Origin of the sequence: Martinezella lusitana (assembly GCF_014207095.1) — a bacterium.
In the GTDB taxonomy this organism is placed as follows: Bacteria; Pseudomonadota; Alphaproteobacteria; order Rhizobiales; family Rhizobiaceae; genus Rhizobium; species Rhizobium lusitanum_B.
Window position 1 is genome coordinate 45,203 of the sequence record NZ_JACHBG010000025.1, and the last position, 19,182, is coordinate 64,384.

17 protein-coding genes are annotated in these 19,182 nt (G+C 57.2%); 8 read left to right on the plus strand and 9 right to left on the minus strand.

Going from position 1 to position 19,182, the window contains the following annotated elements:
- Positions 1-82: 82 nt before the first annotated feature.
- Positions 83-928, plus strand: coding sequence for a LysR family transcriptional regulator (locus GGD46_RS28995; RefSeq protein WP_184710265.1), 846 nt, complete (start codon positions 83-85; stop codon positions 926-928).
- A 112-nt stretch (positions 929-1,040) separates the two neighbouring features.
- On the opposite strand, the gene GGD46_RS29000 is transcribed toward GGD46_RS28995, so the two are convergent.
- Genes GGD46_RS29000 through GGD46_RS29010 form a run of 3 tightly spaced genes read right to left on the minus strand, consistent with a single transcriptional unit; the run spans position 1,041 to position 3,682 of the window.
- Positions 1,041-1,814: an ABC transporter ATP-binding protein gene (locus GGD46_RS29000; RefSeq protein ID WP_184710267.1), complete on the minus strand. Its 774-nt coding sequence runs from the start codon at positions 1,812-1,814 to the stop codon at positions 1,041-1,043.
- Between the two features lie 9 nt (positions 1,815-1,823).
- On the minus strand, positions 1,824-2,696 hold the full coding sequence (locus GGD46_RS29005) for an ABC transporter permease (protein WP_210325752.1): 873 nt from the start codon (positions 2,694-2,696) through the stop codon (positions 1,824-1,826).
- An 8-nt stretch (positions 2,697-2,704) separates the two neighbouring features.
- A complete protein-coding gene (locus GGD46_RS29010; protein WP_184710271.1) occupies positions 2,705-3,682 on the minus strand; it encodes an ABC transporter substrate-binding protein in 978 nt (325 codons plus the stop codon).
- Between the two features lie 766 nt (positions 3,683-4,448).
- On the opposite strand from GGD46_RS29010, the gene alr reads away from it, so the two are divergent.
- The 5 genes from alr to GGD46_RS29035 all read left to right on the plus strand — a co-directional run bounded on the left by alr (position 4,449) and on the right by GGD46_RS29035 (position 10,467).
- Positions 4,449-5,609 carry an alanine racemase gene (gene alr, locus GGD46_RS29015; protein ID WP_184710273.1) on the plus strand — a complete coding sequence of 387 codons (1,161 nt, stop codon included), beginning with the start codon at positions 4,449-4,451 and terminating at the stop codon, positions 5,607-5,609.
- A gap of 97 nt (positions 5,610-5,706) precedes the next feature.
- The gene (locus tag GGD46_RS29020; protein ID WP_184710275.1) at positions 5,707-6,627 is read left to right on the plus strand and encodes a DMT family transporter; all 921 of its coding nucleotides are present in this window, start codon (positions 5,707-5,709) and stop codon (positions 6,625-6,627) included.
- A gap of 162 nt (positions 6,628-6,789) precedes the next feature.
- The gene (locus tag GGD46_RS29025; RefSeq protein WP_313206340.1) at positions 6,790-7,818 is read left to right on the plus strand and encodes a M20 family metallopeptidase; all 1,029 of its coding nucleotides are present in this window, start codon (positions 6,790-6,792) and stop codon (positions 7,816-7,818) included.
- Between the two features lie 424 nt (positions 7,819-8,242).
- Positions 8,243-9,454, plus strand: a complete 1,212-nt coding sequence (locus GGD46_RS29030; RefSeq protein WP_184710279.1) for a glycosyltransferase family 4 protein — start codon at positions 8,243-8,245, stop codon at positions 9,452-9,454.
- A 14-nt stretch (positions 9,455-9,468) separates the two neighbouring features.
- Positions 9,469-10,467 carry an NAD-dependent epimerase/dehydratase family protein gene (locus GGD46_RS29035; protein WP_184710281.1) on the plus strand — a complete coding sequence of 333 codons (999 nt, stop codon included), beginning with the start codon at positions 9,469-9,471 and terminating at the stop codon, positions 10,465-10,467.
- A gap of 266 nt (positions 10,468-10,733) precedes the next feature.
- Here GGD46_RS29035 and GGD46_RS29040 read toward each other — a convergent pair whose 3' ends face one another.
- From GGD46_RS29040 to GGD46_RS29050, 3 genes are all read right to left on the minus strand, one after another.
- Positions 10,734-11,720 (minus strand): LacI family DNA-binding transcriptional regulator, encoded by a 987-nt coding sequence (locus GGD46_RS29040; RefSeq protein ID WP_210325753.1) that lies wholly within the window; start codon positions 11,718-11,720, stop codon positions 10,734-10,736.
- A gap of 89 nt (positions 11,721-11,809) precedes the next feature.
- The gene (locus GGD46_RS29045) at positions 11,810-13,576 is read right to left on the minus strand and encodes a glycoside hydrolase family 36 protein (protein WP_184710285.1); all 1,767 of its coding nucleotides are present in this window, start codon (positions 13,574-13,576) and stop codon (positions 11,810-11,812) included.
- A gap of 17 nt (positions 13,577-13,593) precedes the next feature.
- Positions 13,594-14,217 carry a carbohydrate ABC transporter permease gene (locus GGD46_RS29050; protein WP_210325754.1) on the minus strand — a complete coding sequence of 208 codons (624 nt, stop codon included), beginning with the start codon at positions 14,215-14,217 and terminating at the stop codon, positions 13,594-13,596.
- Between GGD46_RS29050 and GGD46_RS34330 the strand changes: the two genes are divergently transcribed.
- Positions 14,216-14,341 carry a hypothetical protein gene (locus tag GGD46_RS34330; protein ID WP_281414754.1) on the plus strand — a complete coding sequence of 42 codons (126 nt, stop codon included), beginning with the start codon at positions 14,216-14,218 and terminating at the stop codon, positions 14,339-14,341. The two genes, GGD46_RS29050 and GGD46_RS34330, sit on opposite strands and share 2 nt — an antisense overlap.
- Positions 14,342-14,432: 91 nt before the next feature.
- Here GGD46_RS34330 and GGD46_RS29055 read toward each other — a convergent pair whose 3' ends face one another.
- From GGD46_RS29055 to GGD46_RS29065, 3 genes are all read right to left on the minus strand, one after another.
- Complete coding sequence (locus tag GGD46_RS29055; protein WP_246806501.1) at positions 14,433-15,365, minus strand: carbohydrate ABC transporter permease; 933 nt, start codon at positions 15,363-15,365, stop codon at positions 14,433-14,435.
- A 72-nt stretch (positions 15,366-15,437) separates the two neighbouring features.
- Entirely contained in the window at positions 15,438-16,766 is a 1,329-nt protein-coding gene (locus tag GGD46_RS29060) for an ABC transporter substrate-binding protein (RefSeq protein WP_184710287.1), read from the minus strand.
- 473 nt (positions 16,767-17,239) lie between these two features.
- On the minus strand, positions 17,240-18,655 hold the full coding sequence (locus tag GGD46_RS29065; RefSeq protein ID WP_184710289.1) for an MFS transporter: 1,416 nt from the start codon (positions 18,653-18,655) through the stop codon (positions 17,240-17,242).
- Between the two features lie 119 nt (positions 18,656-18,774).
- Between GGD46_RS29065 and GGD46_RS29070 the strand changes: the two genes are divergently transcribed.
- Positions 18,775-19,086 (plus strand): ArsR/SmtB family transcription factor, encoded by a 312-nt coding sequence (locus GGD46_RS29070; RefSeq protein WP_184710291.1) that lies wholly within the window; start codon positions 18,775-18,777, stop codon positions 19,084-19,086.
- Positions 19,087-19,182: the final 96 nt, after the last annotated feature.

Here is a 19,182-nt window from a genome sequence, read left to right on the forward strand (position 1 = left end):
AGAATGGCCGTTCCGTTTCATTCAAAGAAGCGATAATCTGTCATGGAATAATCGACAACGGCAATAAATACAGTCGAGCGCCATGGACACATCCCTACTTCGTTGCTTCCTGACCGTTTCCGACACCAAGAGCTTCTCGGCGGCGGCCGCGCGGCTCAACATCACCCAATCCACGGTCAGCCATCAGATCGCGCGGCTCGAAGAACATCTGGGAAAACAGCTCTTCGAGCGAACGACGCGTAATTGCCGGCTGACCGCGGATGGCCGCGATCTTGTTCCCCATGCCGCGCGGGTACTGCAGTCCGTCGACGAGTTGGAGCAGAGCTTCAAGCCGCAGCTCTTGAGCGGAACCGTCGTTATCGGCGTTCCGGACGACTATTATCTCTTCGGGTTGATTACCGAGGCCCTCGGCGGCTTTATGGCCGACAAGCCCGGCGTCGCGGTGGAAATGCGCGCCGGCCTCGGCGCCAACCATCTGCGTGACCTGCAAGACCGCAATCTCGATCTCGCGCTGGTGCGGGAAGTCGGCGGCAGCACAGGCGAGATCTTGAGGACCGAGCGGATCGTCTGGATTGCCGGGCCGACCTGGTCGCCGCCGGTCGATGGGGTGGTGTCGCTCGCCGCGGTGAATGGTGGTTGCGCCTATCGCAGAACCGCGACTGCCGTACTGGATGCCCAGAACATTCCGTGGAAATGCAAGTTTTCCTGCACGAGCCTCGAAGGGGTTCTCTCAGTGGTGCGAGCCGGTCTTGCAATCTCGGTCGTGACGGAGGGCGATGCGACCAACGGTGTACGGATACTGGACGACACGGCGATGCTGCCGCTCCTGCCGCATACCACGCTCAGCATCAAATATTCCCGAAAGCAGCCAAGCCTTGCCGCCAAGGCTCTTGCGCGTGTCATGGCGGATGCGCTGATGAATGCGTAGTGTGATCAAAGCGGGTTGGCGGAAATCTCTCATAGCTTCCGCCATCCCGCTTTGAATTCTTGGATAGGCACTGCTCAGGGTGAAGGTCGAATAGCGTTCAAATCGCCCTGATTTAGGCCGCGCTTTTCGCCATGGAGAACAGCAGGTGCCTGAGCCTATGCCGCAGCTGCGTGAAATCTGGACGCTCGGTTTGCTCAATGGTGCGTGGATGCGGAATATCCACCTCAATGATCTCGGCGACACGACCGGGATGCGGAGAGAACACCACGATCCGGTCGGCCAAGAGCATTGCTTCATCGATGTCGTGCGTAACGAATACGACCGTCTTTCGATCCTGGGATCGGAGATCCAGCAGGAAGGTCTGCATCTCGACGCGTGTCAGCGCATCAAGCGCCCCAAACGGCTCATCCATCAACAGGATCTTAGGCTCCATCGCCAATGCTCTTGCAATGGCGACACGCTGCTGCATACCGCCGGACAATTGCGATGGGTAGGACGCGGCGAATTTCGTCAGCGATACCCGCTCAAGGATACGGCTCACCTTTTCACGGCATGTATGACGGTCCGTTCGCGCGAGATTGAGGCCGAAAGCAATATTGTCTTCGACAGTCAGCCAGGGAAAGGAGGTATAGGATTGGAAGACCATGCCGACCGACGGATCGCGTCCGTCGACGGGCCGGCCATCAATGAAGATGTTGCCGGCCGACAGGGTGCTCAAACCAGCGATCATCCGTAGTAGCGTGGACTTTCCGCAGCCCGAAGGCCCGAGGAAGACGACGAACTCGCCGTCTCGGATAGTCAGGGACACGTCTTCGAGGGCCGTGACCCTGCTTTTACCGTCTCCGAAAGTCTTGGTGACGCGATGGATTCCGATAATGTCAGACATGATTTTTCCTCAGGACCGCCCGCGCTGGAGATAGGGAAAGAAATAACGCCCCGCGACATTGAAGATCATGTCGCTGATGAGACCGATGAGGCCGATCGAGATGATGCCGACGAAGATCGTAGCCGTGTCCATGAAACGCGAGGCGCTCAGGATGATGTAGCCGACGCCACTCGACGCTGCGACAATCTCGGCTATGACGATGTAAGTCCAGGCCCAGCCGAGGACGATCCGAAGATCGTTGAAGATTGCCGGCTTCGCCGCCGGCAGGATCACCTTGAAGATGATCTGCATGGGGGTGGCCCCCAGCATGATCGCCGCCTCGATCAGCGCAACGGAAACCGCCAGCGTGCTGACCATCACCATCAGCGTCAACGTAAAGAAGGTGCCGACGAAGATGACGGAGAACTTCTGCCCGTCGTCGATCCCGAGCCACAGCACCAGCAATGGGATGAAAGCGGTGGCGGGCATGTAGCGCGTAAAGGCAAGACAGGGTTCGAGAAGCGATCGGAAGAACTGGACCGATCCCATCATCAGGCCGAGAGGTACGGCGACGATCGCGGCGAGGCCGAAGCCGACGAGCACGCGATATATGCTGACAGCGATATCGCCAAGGAAGCCCTTGTCGATATAGAGGCTCCAGGCCGCGCCTATAACCTGGACAGGGCCGGGAAGGAAAAAGTCGCTGACCAGGCCAGTGGCCGAGACGAATGCCCACACGGCCAGAAGGACGAGGAAAAATGCGACCGAAAGCGCCAGGGATACGGGCCTGGAAAGCGGATTGCGGATTGCAAACAGGCCACGAGCCCTCGAATTCCTGACCGAACGGCCATCATGGGGGCCGCTCATGACCCCAATCTGTTCCTTTATTGAATCGACGGTCATTCGACGCCTCACTTTCCGAGTGCTGCGGCCAGCGGTTTGGCATCGACGACCTTGCCGGCATCGAGGGCTTCCTTCAGGAGCCCAGCCTTCGTATAGAAGCCGACACCACGCTGGGTGACATTCTTGATCTCGCCCAAAGAAGTGCCGGAGCCGATATACTTTTCGTTCGCCTCCCGCGAGACGAATTCGAGCCCGGCAAGTGACGATTTGAATTCCTCGTCCTTGACGCCCAGCGCCTTGGCCATGATGGCGTTGGCTTCGTCGGGCGACGACTTCCAGTAGTCATAAGCCTGGAAATAGGCCTTGATGAAATTCTTGATATCGTCAGGGCGTTTTTCGATCACATCTGTGCGAAACGCGACAGTGTCGACGATCAGGCCCGGTTTGTCGGCGGAGCTTGCCAGGATATGCCCGCCACGCTCCTTGGCTTTCGAGAGCCAGGGATCCCATGTCGCCGCAGCATCCAGGCGACCGGCCGCAAATGCCGCCCCCGCATCTCCGGCCCGCATCGACTGCAGTTTCACGTCCTTCGTCGTCATCTGGTTGTCGGCAAGCAGATTCAAGAGAAAGAAGTAGGTGCTCGAACCTTCCTCGGCGCCAAGCGTCTTTCCCTTGAGATCCTGAACGGACTTCACCTCATTCGTGGCAACGATACCTTCACCACCCTTGGAGAAGTCGACGGCCAGCACCTGCTTGATGCCGAGTTTCTGCGCATTATAGAAAATGAAGGTGTCGACCGTCGTCGACCAGCCGTCGAGGCGACCGGTGGCGATCGCGGCGGAGGTGGATGGTTTATCCTGAACCGTCACGAGCGAAACCTCGACATCATTCTTTTTGAAGAAGCCTTTCTGGTCGGCAAGATGCAGGAGGCCGTAGCCGACCCACGTCGTCATGCCGACGGTCAGCGGCTTGTTTTCTGAAGCGGATGCGGTTGTCACAAGGAATGAGGCCGCAATTATTGCACTTGTAATGACTTTCGACAGCATATTTTGATCCCCTTTATTCTTGCTGGCGTGCCTGATCCGACAGGATGTCGCTGGATACACCTTTGATCGGACCACAAGTGGCGGGAAATATTTAACGAAAATTCATTATCGATTGATGCGCGAATTCGTTTAATCGGGTTAGATCTTCCACAGCCTGTCGATAGCCGAAGGCATAACGACCGAGGTTTATAAGCCCCTGTCTTGTCTCTACATTCCGAATGTATGTGACCAAACAATAGGCAACTAAAGAAATTGCCTCGACCCTTATTTGTAGGAAACACAACCAGGATTTGTCAGATTCCGAGGCCATCAAAGGCGATCGCATCGAAATCCCGCAACAAAAAACGCGCCTATAGTCATATTTCCGATACAAACGACTCAATTAAATTATATAATAAACAATATCAGGCACATATATAGAATTATTAATGTATATATTGCTATGACTCACGCAACTTTAGGAAGTATCATCGAAAAATGTAGAATAAACGACATATTGATATTATAATTCATCAATTTGTAAATCATTGATATTCAAAATTTCGCCGCGCGCCTGACATAAAACGTTCAATGTAGAGATGCATAAATTACGTGCAAATGCTTAGCTCCGTTGTCGAGCATGGGGTTTGCAAAGCGCCTGAAAAACAATCTCAAAAGGGGATTCAAGGGCACTATAACGCTTGGAAACAGCGCCGGTCGTTCACCGGCGTGGCCACGACTTGGGAGGGTCGAACCAAACCCGCTGCGATTTCACAGGATGGAAAACATGTCGATCATCCCCAGTGCAGTCTTTCAAGTCGATCTGGCCGCCGTAGAATTCAACTACAGGCATGCGCACACCATAGCCGGCAAGGCCACCGAGATTGCCGCCGTCGTGAAAAGCGACGCATATGGTCTCGGTCTGACCAGCGTCGCCAAAGCACTTAGCCATGCCGGCTGCAATCTGTTTTTCGTTGCCAATCTGGATGAAGCGCTATCGCTGAGATCAGCGGGTCTGAACGCCCGAATTGTCGTTTTCTCAGGCGACGTGGTGAAGTCTCGAGATGTTTACCGTGAGGCAAATCTTGTTGCCGTCGTCAACAGCAGGGAAGATCTGGTGGGGATCGCGGACGCGACCGCTCCGGCTCCCTATTTCCTCAATGTCGAGACGGGCTTTTCCCGCTTTGGCCTCAACATTGATGGTTTGCAGGATCTCAAGGCATCGGGGGTTTTCCAGAACAATCCACCATCCTGTATCTTCAGCCATCTCGCGTGCAGCGACAATGCCCACGATCTCACGAACAAGCAGCAACGGGATCGCTTCATCGCTGCGGCGAAGATGTTTCCCGAAGCAAGCAGGAGCCTCAGCGCGTCGGCGGGCTTATGGCTCGGCCGAGCCTATCATTTCGATATCGCGCGGATCGGATCGGCCCTCTACGGCCTGAACAATGCCCGCATCTATCCGAACCCGTTGCGATCGGTTGCTCGGCTCCGGGCACCTCTTGTCGACATCCGAAACGTGCCCCACCGCCAGGCTGTCGGATATGGAGCAACCTTCCGTACCAGGCGGGACACATGTCTGGGAATTGTCGGCATCGGGTACAAGCACGGACTTCCGTGGGCCTGCGCAAACAAGCTCAACGTCAAGATCGGACAATACATCGCTCCTGTCGTCGGTCGCATTTCGATGGAATACACCACGGTAGACTTGACGGATGTGCCCGAATTCGCCCGCGAGCGCGGTGGCGCAGTTGATTTCCTCTATGATGATTTCGGGATTGACGAACTCGCGGCTGCGGCGGGCGTGAACAGCCAGGAAGTTGCCATTCGGCTTGGTGCCTCCTGCCCGCGCGACTATCCCGAGCGTGCCATCGAATGGGGTGCTGTCGCCAGCATGGTCGGCCGCCGCGGCAGCGACACGGGCTCCGTGATCGAAAAGGTCGCATGATGCTTGCGGGCGGCCTTTAGCCCTCGCGGCAAATCCATCCACCATTCCACACGATCGGCCTTCTGACCGGAAGGCTCGAAAGGAGAAATGCGTCATCATGCCTCCACATCTCTCAAACCATCTGAAAGGCGTTCTTTTCGTTGGCGCCGCAGCCGTCGCATGGAGTCTGGGCGGTCTGTTTTTCCGCGCGATCGCCCTCGATCCATGGACGACTTCGTTCTGGCGAAGCATTTTTGCCGCAATGTTCTTGGCAGGTTATGCGTTCATCGCGCATCAGCGCCAAGGATTTGCAGCGCCGCGAGGAGATGTCCGTCACGGGCTCGTTGTATCGCTCGGCATTGCGGCCAGCATGGCGACATTTCTGCCGGCCCTCGCGCTCACATCAGTTGCAAATGTCGCCTTGATCTACGCCACTGCACCCATTCTTACCGCATTGCTCGCCTATTTCTGGCTCCGCGAGCGGCTCGACAGCGTCACGGTCCTTTGCGCGCTAGCAGTCGTTCTCGGAGCCGCTCTCTTGCTGTCGTCCTCAAGCCAAGGCCATGGAATTGGCGGAGATCTCCTCGCGTTTGCCTCGACGGCGGCACTGGTTTTTGTGGCTCTGGCCATACGAGCCCGGCCGGGATATTCGCTCCTCCCCTATGTTTGTCTGGCCAACGTCTTCGTAGCGGCCATCGCGCTGCCATTGGCTCCTTCACTGGCCATTTCCTGGCACGATGCGGCGCTTCTCGCACTATTCGCCTTCCTGCAGGTCGCTTTGAGCTTCACATTATTCACCATCGGCGCCCGCATGCTGCCGGCAAAGGAAACGGCATTGATCAATGCGCTGGAGGGTCCGCTTTCTCCCTTGTGGGTGTGGCTGGCTTTCGGCGAACAGCCGACGCCAACAACGATGGTAAGCGGCGTGATCATCATGACCGCGGTTTTTGCTTATATCGCGATCGCCGCGAGGCGGCAGGAGCGCGACCGTTCCGCATATCTCCGGCCGTCTCTTCAACTTACCGCGCAGGAGCGGTGAAGTCGCCCACCTCCGTTTTTTAGATCGATCGAACAAGTTCAAAGGTGAATTGCGATGTATATCGAAGACAAGCTAACCTCCGGAACATGCGACACGCCACTCGATCTCCTGTGCAAACTTGTGAGGATTGAAAGCTGCGATCCACCAGGCCGGGAAATCGAGGTGGCGCGCAGCCTCGAGGCGGAATTGATCCGCGCCGGAGTCCAAGTGGAACTGGATGAGTTTGCGCCGGGACGGGCCAATCTCCTGGCGCGCCTGCCCGGCGCCGGCACAAAGCCTCCGCTCGTCTTCTCCGCTCATCTCGATACGGTCCCGGTCGGAACCACCGGATGGACCGAGGAGCCGTTCGGTGGTCATATCAGGGACGGCCGTCTATATGGTCGGGGCGCATCGGATATGAAAAGCGGCGTTGTCGCAATGACGGCCGCGCTTCTTGAGATCGCGGCCACGGGAACGCCGCTGACCGGTGACCTGCTGCTCGCTTTCTCCGCTGGTGAGAGTTCCAACTGTCTCGGTGCGAAGCGCTTTGTGGAGCGGCGGACATTCGCCGAGGCGGGAGCCATTTTGGTCAGCGAGCCCTCATCCCTTGAGCTCATCATTGCCGAAATGGGCGTCCTGTGGTTACGCGCAACGGCTTTCGGCCGTGTCGGGCATGTTTCGGGTGATGGCGGCGACAATGCGATCATGAAGATGGTATCCATTCTTCCGCAGATTCAGTCCGTCCCACTGCCTTGCACGGATCATCCGCTTCTACCGGAGCCGACAATCCGGATCGGAACGATCCATGGGGGCGCGGCGGTGAACGTGACGCCTGATCGCTGCTTCGTCGACATCGACGTCAGGATCCACCCCGGAACCGCTCCCTCGGAAATACTCGATCTGCTGGAACCGTTAGGACTGGATCTGGAGATCCTCGACTTCAAGCCGTCCGTCGAGACAGCCATCGATCATCCATTCACGCAAACCTGCCTGCAGGCCTGCGCCGCAAACCGATCGCAGGCTCCTCGGATATCGGGTGTAGCCTACTATTCCGATGCGACGATCTACACCTCGGCCTTCGAAACGCCATTTGTGATCATCGGACCGGGAGAGCTTGGCATGAGCGGTCAGACGGACGAGTTTGTCGAGATCGAGAAATTCAATCAGGCTATTGCGATCTACAGAGCCATCGCAGAATCCTACTTGAAGTAGGCTGCTTGACCGTTTGGCCGCTCTGGGAAGGATTTCAACTCCCGGTGCGGGTTCACTGCTTCCGACATGATACAGAATGATCGCAGATTGGCATCCTTTCGCGGGAAGCATGTTGAGACAGCAGGTATTCATGGCCGCATCACTGTCTGCAGATGCTGATCGTGGCTCATTGAATTCGGCCATTCCAGCCACAGTAGATGCGAGTACGGGCACCGCCGCGCAAGGTACCACCTGGCGCGGCGGTCTGTCAGCGAGGAACCGCCGACAAGGGCGTGATTCAACCTGAAAGCAGGATGCCCTCCTGCGAATGGATGAATTGAAATGTCACGGGGTTAGGTCGCTTTATATGTGTCGGGCCTGTGATGGGAGACACCAATATCTTTCAGCCGGACCAGAGACATAAGGGGGGCAAGTTTCGAATCTCATGCGTCTCATACTCGTCAATGATGTTTCAACCGTTCGCGGTGGTGCGACCAAGGTGGCGTTGCAATGTCTTGAGGCAAGCAGGGATGCTGGTCTGACTTGCGCCGTGCTGGTCGGCGATGACGGTGAAGGCCTCAAGCCGCGGTTTTCCGGCATCCGGACAGTTGCGCTTGGCGAGCGTCCTCTTCGGGAAGGCCCGACCCTCACCGATGTTTTCACAAAGAACTACAACCGGCGCGCCTACGAGGCGATGGAGGGATTGCTTCAGGAATCGGCGGAGGAGACCGTCGTGCATGTCCATGGCTGGTCGCAGATCCTGTCGCCATCGATCTTTTATGCGCTTGCCAAACATGAGGCCAGGGTCATTGTCACCGCGCATGACTTCTTCCTGAATTGTCCGAACGGAGGACTTATCGATTTTCGCAGCGGTGATGTCTGCCATGTCAAGCCGCTGTCCGCCGCATGTCTCACGAGCAATTGCGACAAGCGCAACTACTTCCACAAGCTCTGGCGTTTCCGCCGTACTTTGACGCAGCGGAATGTCGGCGAGGATTTCTGGGGCCGCATCGGCATCGTGCTGGCGCATGAAAACATGGAGGCGCATTTGCGCTCCGGCCCTCTCCAGCATTTCACGACGCTGCGCACACCGACTGAACCGTTGACGCGAGGACCGGTAGAAGCATGGCGCAACCACCGCACGATCTTTCTCGGCCGCATGTGCTGGGAGAAAGGAGTGCGGACACTGGCGGATGCGCTCAACAAGACCGGAAGGACGGCGACACTCATCGGCCGCGGACCGTTGCTTGGGGAGATGCAGCGCGCTCTGCCGCATTGCTTCGTGCCCGGCTGGCTAAGTGATGAGGAGGTAACGAGGCTTGCTGGCGAAGCGCGCGTCTTCGTCATGCCGTCGCGTATGCCTGAGCCTTACGGTCTGGTCGCAGCCGAGGCGCTGATGTCCGGCATCCCGGTGATTGTCAGCAGCAATGCACTGATTGCGGCGGAGGTCGAAAACAACAGCGCCGGTCTGGTCTTCGAAAGCGGCGATGCGGATTCACTGGCCGAGAAATTGGCAGCGACGGATGACGACCACCTGATGCGAAGACTGAGCAAGGGTGCGTTTGCCCTTGGCCAACGCATCGCGCCGAGCAGGGCGGAATGGGGGCGGCGAATGGTAGACATTTATACGGGGCGCAGCGGTTTTCTTGCGCATTAGTTGGGGGATGGACAATGGCACGTGCTTTGGTGACGGGCGGTTGCGGCTTCGTTGGTCGACATCTTATCCGACGGCTTGTCGCGGAAGGACTGGATGTCGTCTGCGTCGATCCCCTGGTCATGGGGACGGGCGCGCTTCATCCTGATCTGTGGCGGTCATTTGCGGGTTCCCACTTGGTCTTTCTCCAGGAAGACTGCCGCACATTCTTCGCTCGCCCGCCGGAGTATTTTGACTATGTCTTCCATCTGGCCGCGCTGGTCGGCGGTCGCGTGACGCTCGAGACGCAGGCGCTCGACGTCGCCGAGGATCTGGCTGTCGATGCGAAGCTATGGCAGTGGGCCGTACGCGCCAAACCGGGTTCGGTGATATTCTTCAGCTCTAGTGCGGCCTATCCTGTATCACTGCAGACCGTCGACAATCATCGGCTGCTGTCGGAGGAGATGATCAATTTCGACGCGGCCATCGGCATGCCGGACCTCAGCTACGGCTGGGCGAAACTGACCGGCGAATATCTGATGAAGCTCTATGTCGAGCGCTATGGCCAGCGCGCCATCGCCTACAGGCCGTTCAGCGGCTACGGCGAGGATCAGGATTTGGCTTACCCTTTCCCGGCGATATGTCGCCGTCTGCTTGCAGAGCAAGGCGCGGCGGAAGTCTTTGTTTGGGGTTCAGGCCGTCAGTGCCGTGATTTCATCCATATTTCCGACTGCATCGAATTCATCTGGCAAACGAAGGAGTTGCTTCCCGACGGTGCCAGCCTCAATCTGTCGACCGGAATTGCAATATCCTTCATCGAATTGGCCGAGGCCATCAGTCAGCAGATCGGCTGGCAACCGACAGTCACGGGTCGGTCGAACCATCCCGAAGGTGTCTTCTACCGCTGCGGTGATACGGCCCTGCAACGCTCCTACGGGCTGGCGCCGTTGGTCCATCTGCACGAGGGGATCGCGCGGATGCTGGAGTATCTGCGAGCACAACAGCCGCCATATGGGCAGCAGCGCCTTGGCATATAGGGTGGATTTGCCGATATAAGTTCGAGCTTACACACCGATGTTGCGGCCCGCCGCCGTGAGCCTCACCCTTTTCCGGCCAGTCAAGGACTTCGTGGTAGACTGGCCCCGCACGGTGTTCGACATGATAGAAGGACGCAATCTTCTCGGCCTTTGATGATCTCCGCAAACGAGTTAATGCCGGATTTGCGGCAAGTAGAGATCGGTCAGAACCTATTGTGCCTGCGGGAGAAAGAGGATTTCCCACGTCATCACTTCAGCGACAACACTCACCTATCCGGTGGCACCGGGGCAGTAGAACCACGGACCCGCAGTTCCGGCTCAAGCAGAATTTCACCAACACCATAGGATCTGTTGGCGATGATGTCATTTAGGGTGGACGTGATGCTTCTAACAATATCATCCACCGGCTGCCGCACACTGGTAAGCGGAGGATCCGTAAAATCCAGCCAACGTGAATCGTTGTAGCCGACCACCGAAATATCGCTCGGGACATGCAAGCCTTCCCGCGTGATATGCCTGATGGCGCCAAGTGCCATCTCGTCACTGGCCGCAACGATCCCTGTGACACCCTCGGCGAGCAGCATCTCCGCTCCGCGCCGACCTCCTTCAGTCCCGTAGGGCTGCCTTACCCAAAGCTTCTCGACGCCGGCGATATTCCGGCGCCTCATTGCCGTCAGGAAGCCCTCAAGCCTTCGGTCGGCGGGCATATTGCCTTCGGGACCGGTGCAGATACCGATTCTGCGGTGGCCGAGATCATAGAGATGTCCGACTGCCAGTTCCGCCGCACGCCAGTCGTCTGTAGAGAAGACTGGCGCTTCAACTCCGGCAAACGCCCCATTGAAGGTGACGAAAGGTACACCACGTTCGTGCAGCAACTGATGCGCGACAGGATCGGAATTCACGAGCGTATTGCTTGCCGAAAGGAACACCACCGCAGCGATGCCGCGGTGAACCAGGGACTCGACATAATCACGCTCCTGAACGGTTCCGGGATAGACCGGCCCGACGATGGTGTTTAATCCGGCGCGACCCAGCTCGACGGCGAACGCGTCGCACAAATCGGAAAAAAAGAAGCTCGCCAAGCCCGGCACCAGGATGAGAACAATGTTGCCGCGCGTGCTCCGTTCGTAGCCGGACTTGCGCAAAGCGTCCTCAACTGCTTGCCGCGTAGCACTCGCTATCCCATAGCGCCTGTTGAGCACACGACTAACGGTTGCTTCGCTGACGCCAGCCATTTCGGCAACCGTCGCCAATGCTACATTGCTGGCGCTGGGGCGCCCTTTCCGTGGTTTTGGGGTCGGCTTTTCCTTCATTCCAGCGGTCAGACTTCCTCTGAGCTCATCTATTCGTCCACCCTCCGTATATCGAGCACGGCAATCCCGCAAGGCGGAACATCAACGAGCCAGAACCCCTGATCGAGCCGGTGGCTCGCTATCCGAACGCGAGCCCCGACCATATCGCTCACGTCGACGATCACCTCCGCCGGTGCTCCGCTCAAACGGAGGACAAGCTTGCTTTTGGTGGTCGCGTTGAGCAAGGTCAGTTGCCTGAATACCGAGCAATCCAGATCCACGATTGTGTCGCTATAGACACCGATAACGCCATTTCCCGCGCCGTCGACACATTGGACGACGGGGTAGCCAGCAGAAGGAAGTCCGCCATCCAGTTTCCCATGAATGACGATATCCCGTGTTCGCTCCCAATGAGCAAGAACATGATTGATCACCGCGCGCTGGTCCGAGGGAAGCTCGGTCAGCCGCATGGATATTTGCGGCACCGAAAAATATCCCGCCAGGATCTGGCGTGCCGCTGCTTGGGCACCTCCTGAACGATCCCAGACCAACGGGTCGGAATGAACCACGGCGCTGGACGTCATGCGCGTATCGATAATCGCACGACGCCCCACCACCACATCGGTGGGGCAATCGAAAGCGCGAACCACATTCGCATAAGCCGCCACAGCTGTATTCACATAGGGCTGACGGAATTCAATGATCGCGTCGGCGCGCCCTCGCTCTTCAAGCGAGCAGCGAAGCTGCTCGAGCGTCTGTTGCATCGCTTCGCCAACGTCATTGATGTCGCCGCGACCTGGAGTGCCGACGTAGACGGTCGCATCATTCAGAAAGTCTATTTTCAGTCCGTCGAGATCATAATCCTCGATCACCCGCAGACAGCTCGACACGAAGAAGTCGCGCACCTCGCGAAAACGCACATCGAGTATGTTTGCGCGCAGACGAGGCGCGTGATGCGGAGCATAGACAGCCATATGAGAAAATGCATCGCTTTTATTGCCCAGCAACAGCGGAGCTACCCAGACGACGACCGACATGCCAAGAGCTTTCAGCCGAGCCACATGCGCCCTGAAATCGGGAAACTTGCCGACATCGGGCAGCCAATCGCCGCATCCCGCATACCAGCGACCATTGGCCATCTTCTGCCAGCCGTCATCGATGAAAACGGCACGACATCCGATGTCGCGCGCAACCAGAGCGTCAGCCTCGATAAGACTTGCATCGATTGCCTGGGAATAGGCGTACCAGGTGGAGTAAACCGGTGCCTTGGCGGCTTCGGGCAGATTGCGACCCACTTTGCCAACACGCTTTGTCTGCCATTGGCGCAAACCGGCGACGGTCCTGGAAAGCGTATCGCCTCGATCGGCCAAAGCGAGTTGTAGAGGCTCCCCAGCGACTGCGCGCTTGCGCTGGATGAGGATGACAAAGGCCATCTCCTCTTCCGAGACGCCAAACTGCAGCTGGCAGTCCTTCACCAGCCAATCTGTCGCGTAACCAAGCATTGCTCGACCGTCGCCGTCGTAGAGACAACCGAGCGGTGAGGATGACACGATGCCGATCGTATCTGTCCCCTTCCAGTCCGGCATCAACGGCCGCTCGTGCAGCCCGGCCGGATACCAGTATCCTTCCGCACATTCGAGGGGAATCCGGATGGCGACACGAAACACATCACTTTCACCGGGAATAATCTTCAAGACGTTGAGATCGTTCGACCTGCCTTCTTCGGCCAGGTGCGCATCCTTGGAGATGTCGACCGATGCGCCGGCCCAGGTTCCGTTAAGGCGCACCAAATCCGATGCGAATTCTTCGAGTATCAAGGACAAGCTCCTAAGTTTTACTGTTTGACGGCACCGGCAAGCATGCCGGCCACGAAATGTCTTTGGAGAAGGAGGAAAACCCCGAGGACCGGGAGAACCGAAAGCATGGTTCCTGTCAGTAACGCGCCGTAATCGGTTCCGCGGGAATCCAGCATGGATGCCAGTGCGACTGGAATCGTATACGCATGCTTTTCGCGCAACACGATCAGCGCGTAGACGAACTCGTTCCACTGAGCCAGAAACAGAAAGATCGCGAGCGCCGCCAGTGCCGGTCGCACGACAGGAATTACGATCTGCGCAAAGATTCGAACTTCACCGGCACCGTCCATGCGAGCTGCCTCTATGAGTTCGTCCGGAATCGATGTCATCGACTGCCGCATGAGGAAAATTCCGAATGGCAGGGCCAGGTTCGGCAGGATCAGGGCCTGATAGGTGTTCAGCCATTTGAGCGCTACCATGATCTGAAACAGCGGCACGAGGGTCACCTGCGACGGCAATGCCAATGCCAGGAGAACGACGCCAAACAAAAAACTCTGTCCGACGAAACGAAATTTGGCGAAAGCGTAGCCTGCCATGGAACAGACGATCATGCCGAAGAATGTGTAGAGCGCAGCGACAACCGTTGAATTGACAATCGCCATGGCAAATTCAGTCTCGCTGAAGAGCCGTGACAAGTTCGCCCAAAGGCTCGTTCCGGGCAGCAATATGGGCCGACCGCTGAAGAATGACGTGCCTGGTTGGGTACTGGCGATCAGCAACCAATAAAATGGCGCGACCATAAAAAGACCGCCCAATGCTATGACCAAATTGAGGGCGATCGAGCGCGTAGGGCCAAAGTTGGATTGAGAACCGACCATCATGAGCGAGCATCTCCGAGCAAGCGAAACTGGATGAACGAGACAACACCAATGATAATGGTCAGCGCATAGCCGATCGTGGATGCATAGCCAAAATCAAAATACTTGAACCCGTTCAGATAGAGATACATGCCGATGGTAAGTGTCGCATTGTCAGGTCCGCCATTGGTAAGGACATAGGGTTCGTCAAAAAGCTGCAAGGTACCGATACTGGACAGCACGGTCGTTAGGATGATGGCCGGCTTAAGTCCCGGAAGGGTTACATGCCGGAACTGCTGAAAGCCGCTGGCACCATCAATTGCCGCAGCCTCGTAGAGATCCGACGGGATAGTCTGCAGCTGTGCGAGATAGATGATGGCGTTCTGGCCGGTATAATGCCAGGTCAGTGCCAGCATGATCGATATTTGCGCCCAGAACGGATCCGCCAACCAGGGAATACGCGGCAATCCCGCGGCATTGAGTGCATAGTTTACGAGGCCGTACTGATTGTTCAGCAGCATCGAGAATAGGATACCGTAGGCAACCAATCCCATGACGATCGGCACAAAATATGTCATGCGCCACAAGCTGCGAAGCTTCAGCAGGATAGAATTGAATGCAACGGCCAGCGCAATGGCGAGCACGAGCATGATCGGCACCTGAATGGCAAGAATCGTCGCGGTATTGGAGAGGGCCTTGCGAAACAGCGGATCGCCAAGTAGCCGGAGATAATTGTCTACCCCTACAAAAGTGACTTTTCCCCCACGTCTGCTCGTGAAGCTCAGCCAGAATGCATAGCCGTATGGGTAGAGTTTGAACGCAATAAAGAGAATGAAGACCGGACTTAGAAAGAGATATGGGGTCAATCGCCGGAAAAATTGACCTTTTGGTTTAACCATCGCGCGGCTGACCACAAATCTCTTATCCCTTGCGAATGTTCTGTCGATGGTCATGACGAGGGTACCGGTGCCTGAGAGGTGCGGTGGAACGGGCGCCCGCCGGGTGGGTACGGGCGCCGGAAGACATTATTGCTTGATTTTACGGCCAGTCTGGCCGGCAACTAGCGTTGCTGCCGCATCGAGCGCCTGTTTCGGATCGGCGCCCTTCAGCAATACCTGGGTCTGCGCATCCATGTAGGCCTTCAGCGCCTGCGCATAATCTCCCGTGAAATTGATGGCAGGCGTCTTTTGCGCCAGTTCGTCCACGAACAGCTGGTTGACCTTCTCGCCATCGTAATATGGATCGGGAGCGACGAAATCGGCGCTTTCGATCAACGGCTTATAACCCGGGAACAGACCGCCACCGCCGTAGACGAGCTTCTGACCTTCAAGCGTGCCGAGGGCGAAGTTGATGAAGGCCCATGCAGCGTCCTTGTTGGCGCTCTGTGCGTTGATGGAAAGATAAGTGGCGCCGGTGACGGCCGCGGTCAACCCACCGGACTCAACCGCCGGCGGGCGGCGGACGGCCCACTTACCCTTCATGTCGGGTGCCTGAGCTCGAATGACGCCCGCCATCCATGAGGCGACGGGCAACACCGCCACCCCGATCTCACCCTTTACCTGCTTGATCGTCGAATCCCAGCCACCGGGGATGTCGGCCATGATCCCGGCGTCATTGGCCTGCTTCATGATCGTCAACGCACGCACACCTGCAGCATCATTCATGGCGATATCGCCCTTGGCATCGAAGAAGAAGCTACCCTGCTGGGCCGCCAGCAATTGCCACAGATTCGACGCCTCCTGCCTGGTCGCCGCCTTGTCCGTGCCGAACATCGGCACGCCGGTCTGCTGCTTGAGCGTCACGCCGGCCTTGAGCATGTCATCCCAGGTCTCGATCTTGGAAATGTCGATGCCGGCCTTGTCGAACAGGTCCTTTCGATAGAAAAAACCAGCCGTGTTCGCTTCGTAGGGAATGCCGTACACTTTGCCATCCGCGCCGGAGCCGCTCGCCCAGACGCCAGTTGGAAACTTGCCGGCCAGATCCTTGGCGCCGAGCGCATTTAAATCGACAAGGCCATCGGGAAACGTCTCAACATAGTTTCCCATGTAGTCGATACCAATGTTCATGATATCGGGCAAACCAATGCCGCCAGCCGCCATACCGGTTGTGATTTTGTCCCATATCGCCGGGTTGCCGACGTCTTCGATGGTGACTTTCACATTCGGATATTTCTTGTTGAACGCTGGCACTGCGGCCTTGAGGCCCTCGCCCGGCGTTTTCCAGGTCCAGACTGATATTTCCCCGGATAGATCTTGCGCCCAGCCAATGCTGGTCCAGGTCATTGTCGCTGCCAGTGCAATCGCTGCCTTGCCGAAGGTTCGGCGTGTAACTTTCCCCTGCAAACTCATGGCCATGGTCCTCCTCCCGACCGCAAGCGCCGTTGCAATGTTCGGCGCTGACGATATTCGATAGCACATTTCAATTTTCTTGCAATTTATTTTTGCAAATTTGCAACGCCGAAAATGTTTGAAATGCGGCTCGATCAAGCGAGTTTATCGAGCAGTCGAGAATTCGATGGCCGAGACTTATGTCTGACCAGAAAATGATGGTGAAGGTGATAGGGCGATACGACCCTCGCTGGTCGAAGATGAGACGGAGCTCGCTGTCAGGCTATCAGCGGCACCGCGCAAGCAGCGAGACATCTGTCATTGTGCTGACGGCGAGAAACGCGCCGCTGGCGCGAGCTGAGGACCTGGATCTTGGCGCAGACGACTATCCGGATGGCCCCCTCTTGTCAGGGGAGCGGAGGACAAGGGGGTACGACCAGGGCTTTCAGTTCGAGAGGGCAGCAGTTGCCCTGCTACCCGGAAGTCGACAACGATTTTTGCTACTCAGCGGACCGTCGAGCCGATAGCGCGACGACAAGCGCAACGCATATGCCGATAGCTGCCCCATAGATGGCATTTCGCGTTCCTTCAACGATACCAAGGTGTGACATGCCCTCAGCGGAGGCATCAAAAGAAGAACCCGCGATCGCAACCAACACCGCCAGACCGACGGCGCCACCAACCTGAAGGCTGGTCGATGCCATACCGGATGCAACACCCTGTTCCTTCGCGTCGACACCGGCCGCGGCGGCAATCCACATGCCCGTCCACGTCATACCCTGGCCTATACCGGCAACGATCAGCCCGGGGACGAGTACAAGGTAACCGCCACCCGGATAGATGCAACGACCAAGGATGGCGGTACCGGCAGCACCGATGATGAGACCGATCATGAGAGTGTATTGCGTCCCGCGTTTTGTCGCCAACCGCTCACCGATCTGGGTACCAAGTGCAATCGACAAAGACGGAACGAGAAAGGCAAGCCCGGTCTGAAGCGCGTCGTAACCCATGACCCTCTGAAAGAGTACAGTCAGAAAATAAGGCAGTGCGCTGAAAGTGCCCATGAAGATGAAGGTGATCAGCATGGCCGTGACGAGGCTGCGATTGGCGAACAATCGAAGCGGCATGAGCGGTTCTCGACTACGGCTCTCAACGGCAATGAACGCCAAAAGCAGGAGGGCAGCACAAACATCGGAGGCCAGAACCAGAGGCGCGCTCCAACCATATGAGGGTCCCTGAATGAGGGAGAAAACGAGAAGGGTGACACCACCTGTCACGGTGACGGCTCCGGCAATATCAAATCGCCCGCTTAGGCTTCCGGCAGCATCTTTTGGAATTGCGACGATCGCACCGAGGACAACGATCAGCGCCAGCGGTACATTGACGAAAAATACCGAGGACCAGCCGAACGACTGAGTGAGAAAACCGCCGAGAAGCGACCCGAGCGTAAGCCCGCTGGCGCCGGCTCCACCCCACACGGCAAGCGCTCTGTTGCGCGCCGTCCCCTCCTCGAAGATCGTGTTGATCAGAGAGAGCGTGGCCGGAAATAGAAGCGCTCCGCCCATACCCTGGAGCGCGCGAGCAGCGATAATGAGAGTTGAGTTTGTTGCTAGTCCGCCGAGCAGCGACGACAGGGCATAAATCAGCAATGCGCCGATGAACATGGTGCGTCGACCAAGAAGATCGGCTGCCCGACCGCCCAGGAGCAGAAAACCGCCAAAGGTCAATGCGTAAGCACTGACGACCCATTGCAGGGACTGATTGGTGAATCCGAGCCTGGCACCTAACTCCGGCAGCGCAACATAGACGATATTGAAATCGAGAGAGGTAATGAGCTGGGCGAAGGCAAGAAGCACCAAGCTCCAGCCAAGGCCAGTTTGACCGTGATGAGATCGCGTTTGATTATAAGCATCCATTGAAATCCCCAGACAGGTTTAACACGCCGGCTTCAGAGCAGCGCGTACGATTGTACGCGTATATACGTACCATTAAAAAATAGTTTGACAATACACGTACATTTGGACAATTATATCTCATGTTGCCCTTTCACCCATCTCGCGACCAGATCCAGCTTGCCAACGTGCTGGCGGCGCTCGGCAATCCGACGCGTCTACGTGTCCTGAAAAAGCTCGCCGACGGGGGAGAGCACCCTTGCGGCTCTATCCTTGAGGGTGTCTCGAAGTCGACATTGACGCATCATTGGCGCGCGCTGCGTGAAAGTGGCGTCGTCTGGCAAAAACCTTCGGGCCGAGAGCTTCTGTTATCTCTCCGCCGCGAGGACTTGAATGCGCGGTTCCCGGGCTTGATCGATGCGCTGCTAAGCTCAATGCGCATAGAGGCACGATAAGCAAGCACCCAGATCCGCTACCGCACCGTTGGTTTGCGATCCAGGTCCGCAGAGATTCGTGAGCCGAACTCCATGACGCACGTCTATTGTGGACCA

Bases quoted from the DNA above. Each gene is read 5' to 3' on its own strand.
- GGD46_RS28995 (WP_184710265.1), top strand. From the start codon at position 83: ATGGACACATCCCTACTTCGTTGCTTCCTGACCGTTTCCGACACCAAG.
- GGD46_RS29000 (WP_184710267.1), bottom strand. From the start codon at position 1,814: ATGTCTGACATTATCGGAATCCATCGCGTCACCAAGACTTTCGGAGAC.
- GGD46_RS29005 (WP_210325752.1), bottom strand. From the start codon at position 2,696: ATGACCGTCGATTCAATAAAGGAACAGATTGGGGTCATGAGCGGCCCC.
- GGD46_RS29010 (WP_184710271.1), bottom strand. From the start codon at position 3,682: ATGCTGTCGAAAGTCATTACAAGTGCAATAATTGCGGCCTCATTCCTT.
- alr (WP_184710273.1), top strand. From the start codon at position 4,449: ATGTCGATCATCCCCAGTGCAGTCTTTCAAGTCGATCTGGCCGCCGTA.
- GGD46_RS29020 (WP_184710275.1), top strand. From the start codon at position 5,707: ATGCCTCCACATCTCTCAAACCATCTGAAAGGCGTTCTTTTCGTTGGC.
- GGD46_RS29030 (WP_184710279.1), top strand. From the start codon at position 8,243: ATGCGTCTCATACTCGTCAATGATGTTTCAACCGTTCGCGGTGGTGCG.
- GGD46_RS29035 (WP_184710281.1), top strand. From the start codon at position 9,469: ATGGCACGTGCTTTGGTGACGGGCGGTTGCGGCTTCGTTGGTCGACAT.
- GGD46_RS34330 (WP_281414754.1), top strand. From the start codon at position 14,216: ATGGCAAATTCAGTCTCGCTGAAGAGCCGTGACAAGTTCGCCCAAAGG.
- GGD46_RS29050 (WP_210325754.1), bottom strand. From the start codon at position 14,217: ATGGCGATTGTCAATTCAACGGTTGTCGCTGCGCTCTACACATTCTTC.
- GGD46_RS29055 (WP_246806501.1), bottom strand. From the start codon at position 15,365: ATGACCATCGACAGAACATTCGCAAGGGATAAGAGATTTGTGGTCAGC.
- GGD46_RS29060 (WP_184710287.1), bottom strand. From the start codon at position 16,766: ATGGCCATGAGTTTGCAGGGGAAAGTTACACGCCGAACCTTCGGCAAG.
- GGD46_RS29065 (WP_184710289.1), bottom strand. From the start codon at position 18,655: ATGGATGCTTATAATCAAACGCGATCTCATCACGGTCAAACTGGCCTT.
- GGD46_RS29070 (WP_184710291.1), top strand. From the start codon at position 18,775: ATGTTGCCCTTTCACCCATCTCGCGACCAGATCCAGCTTGCCAACGTG.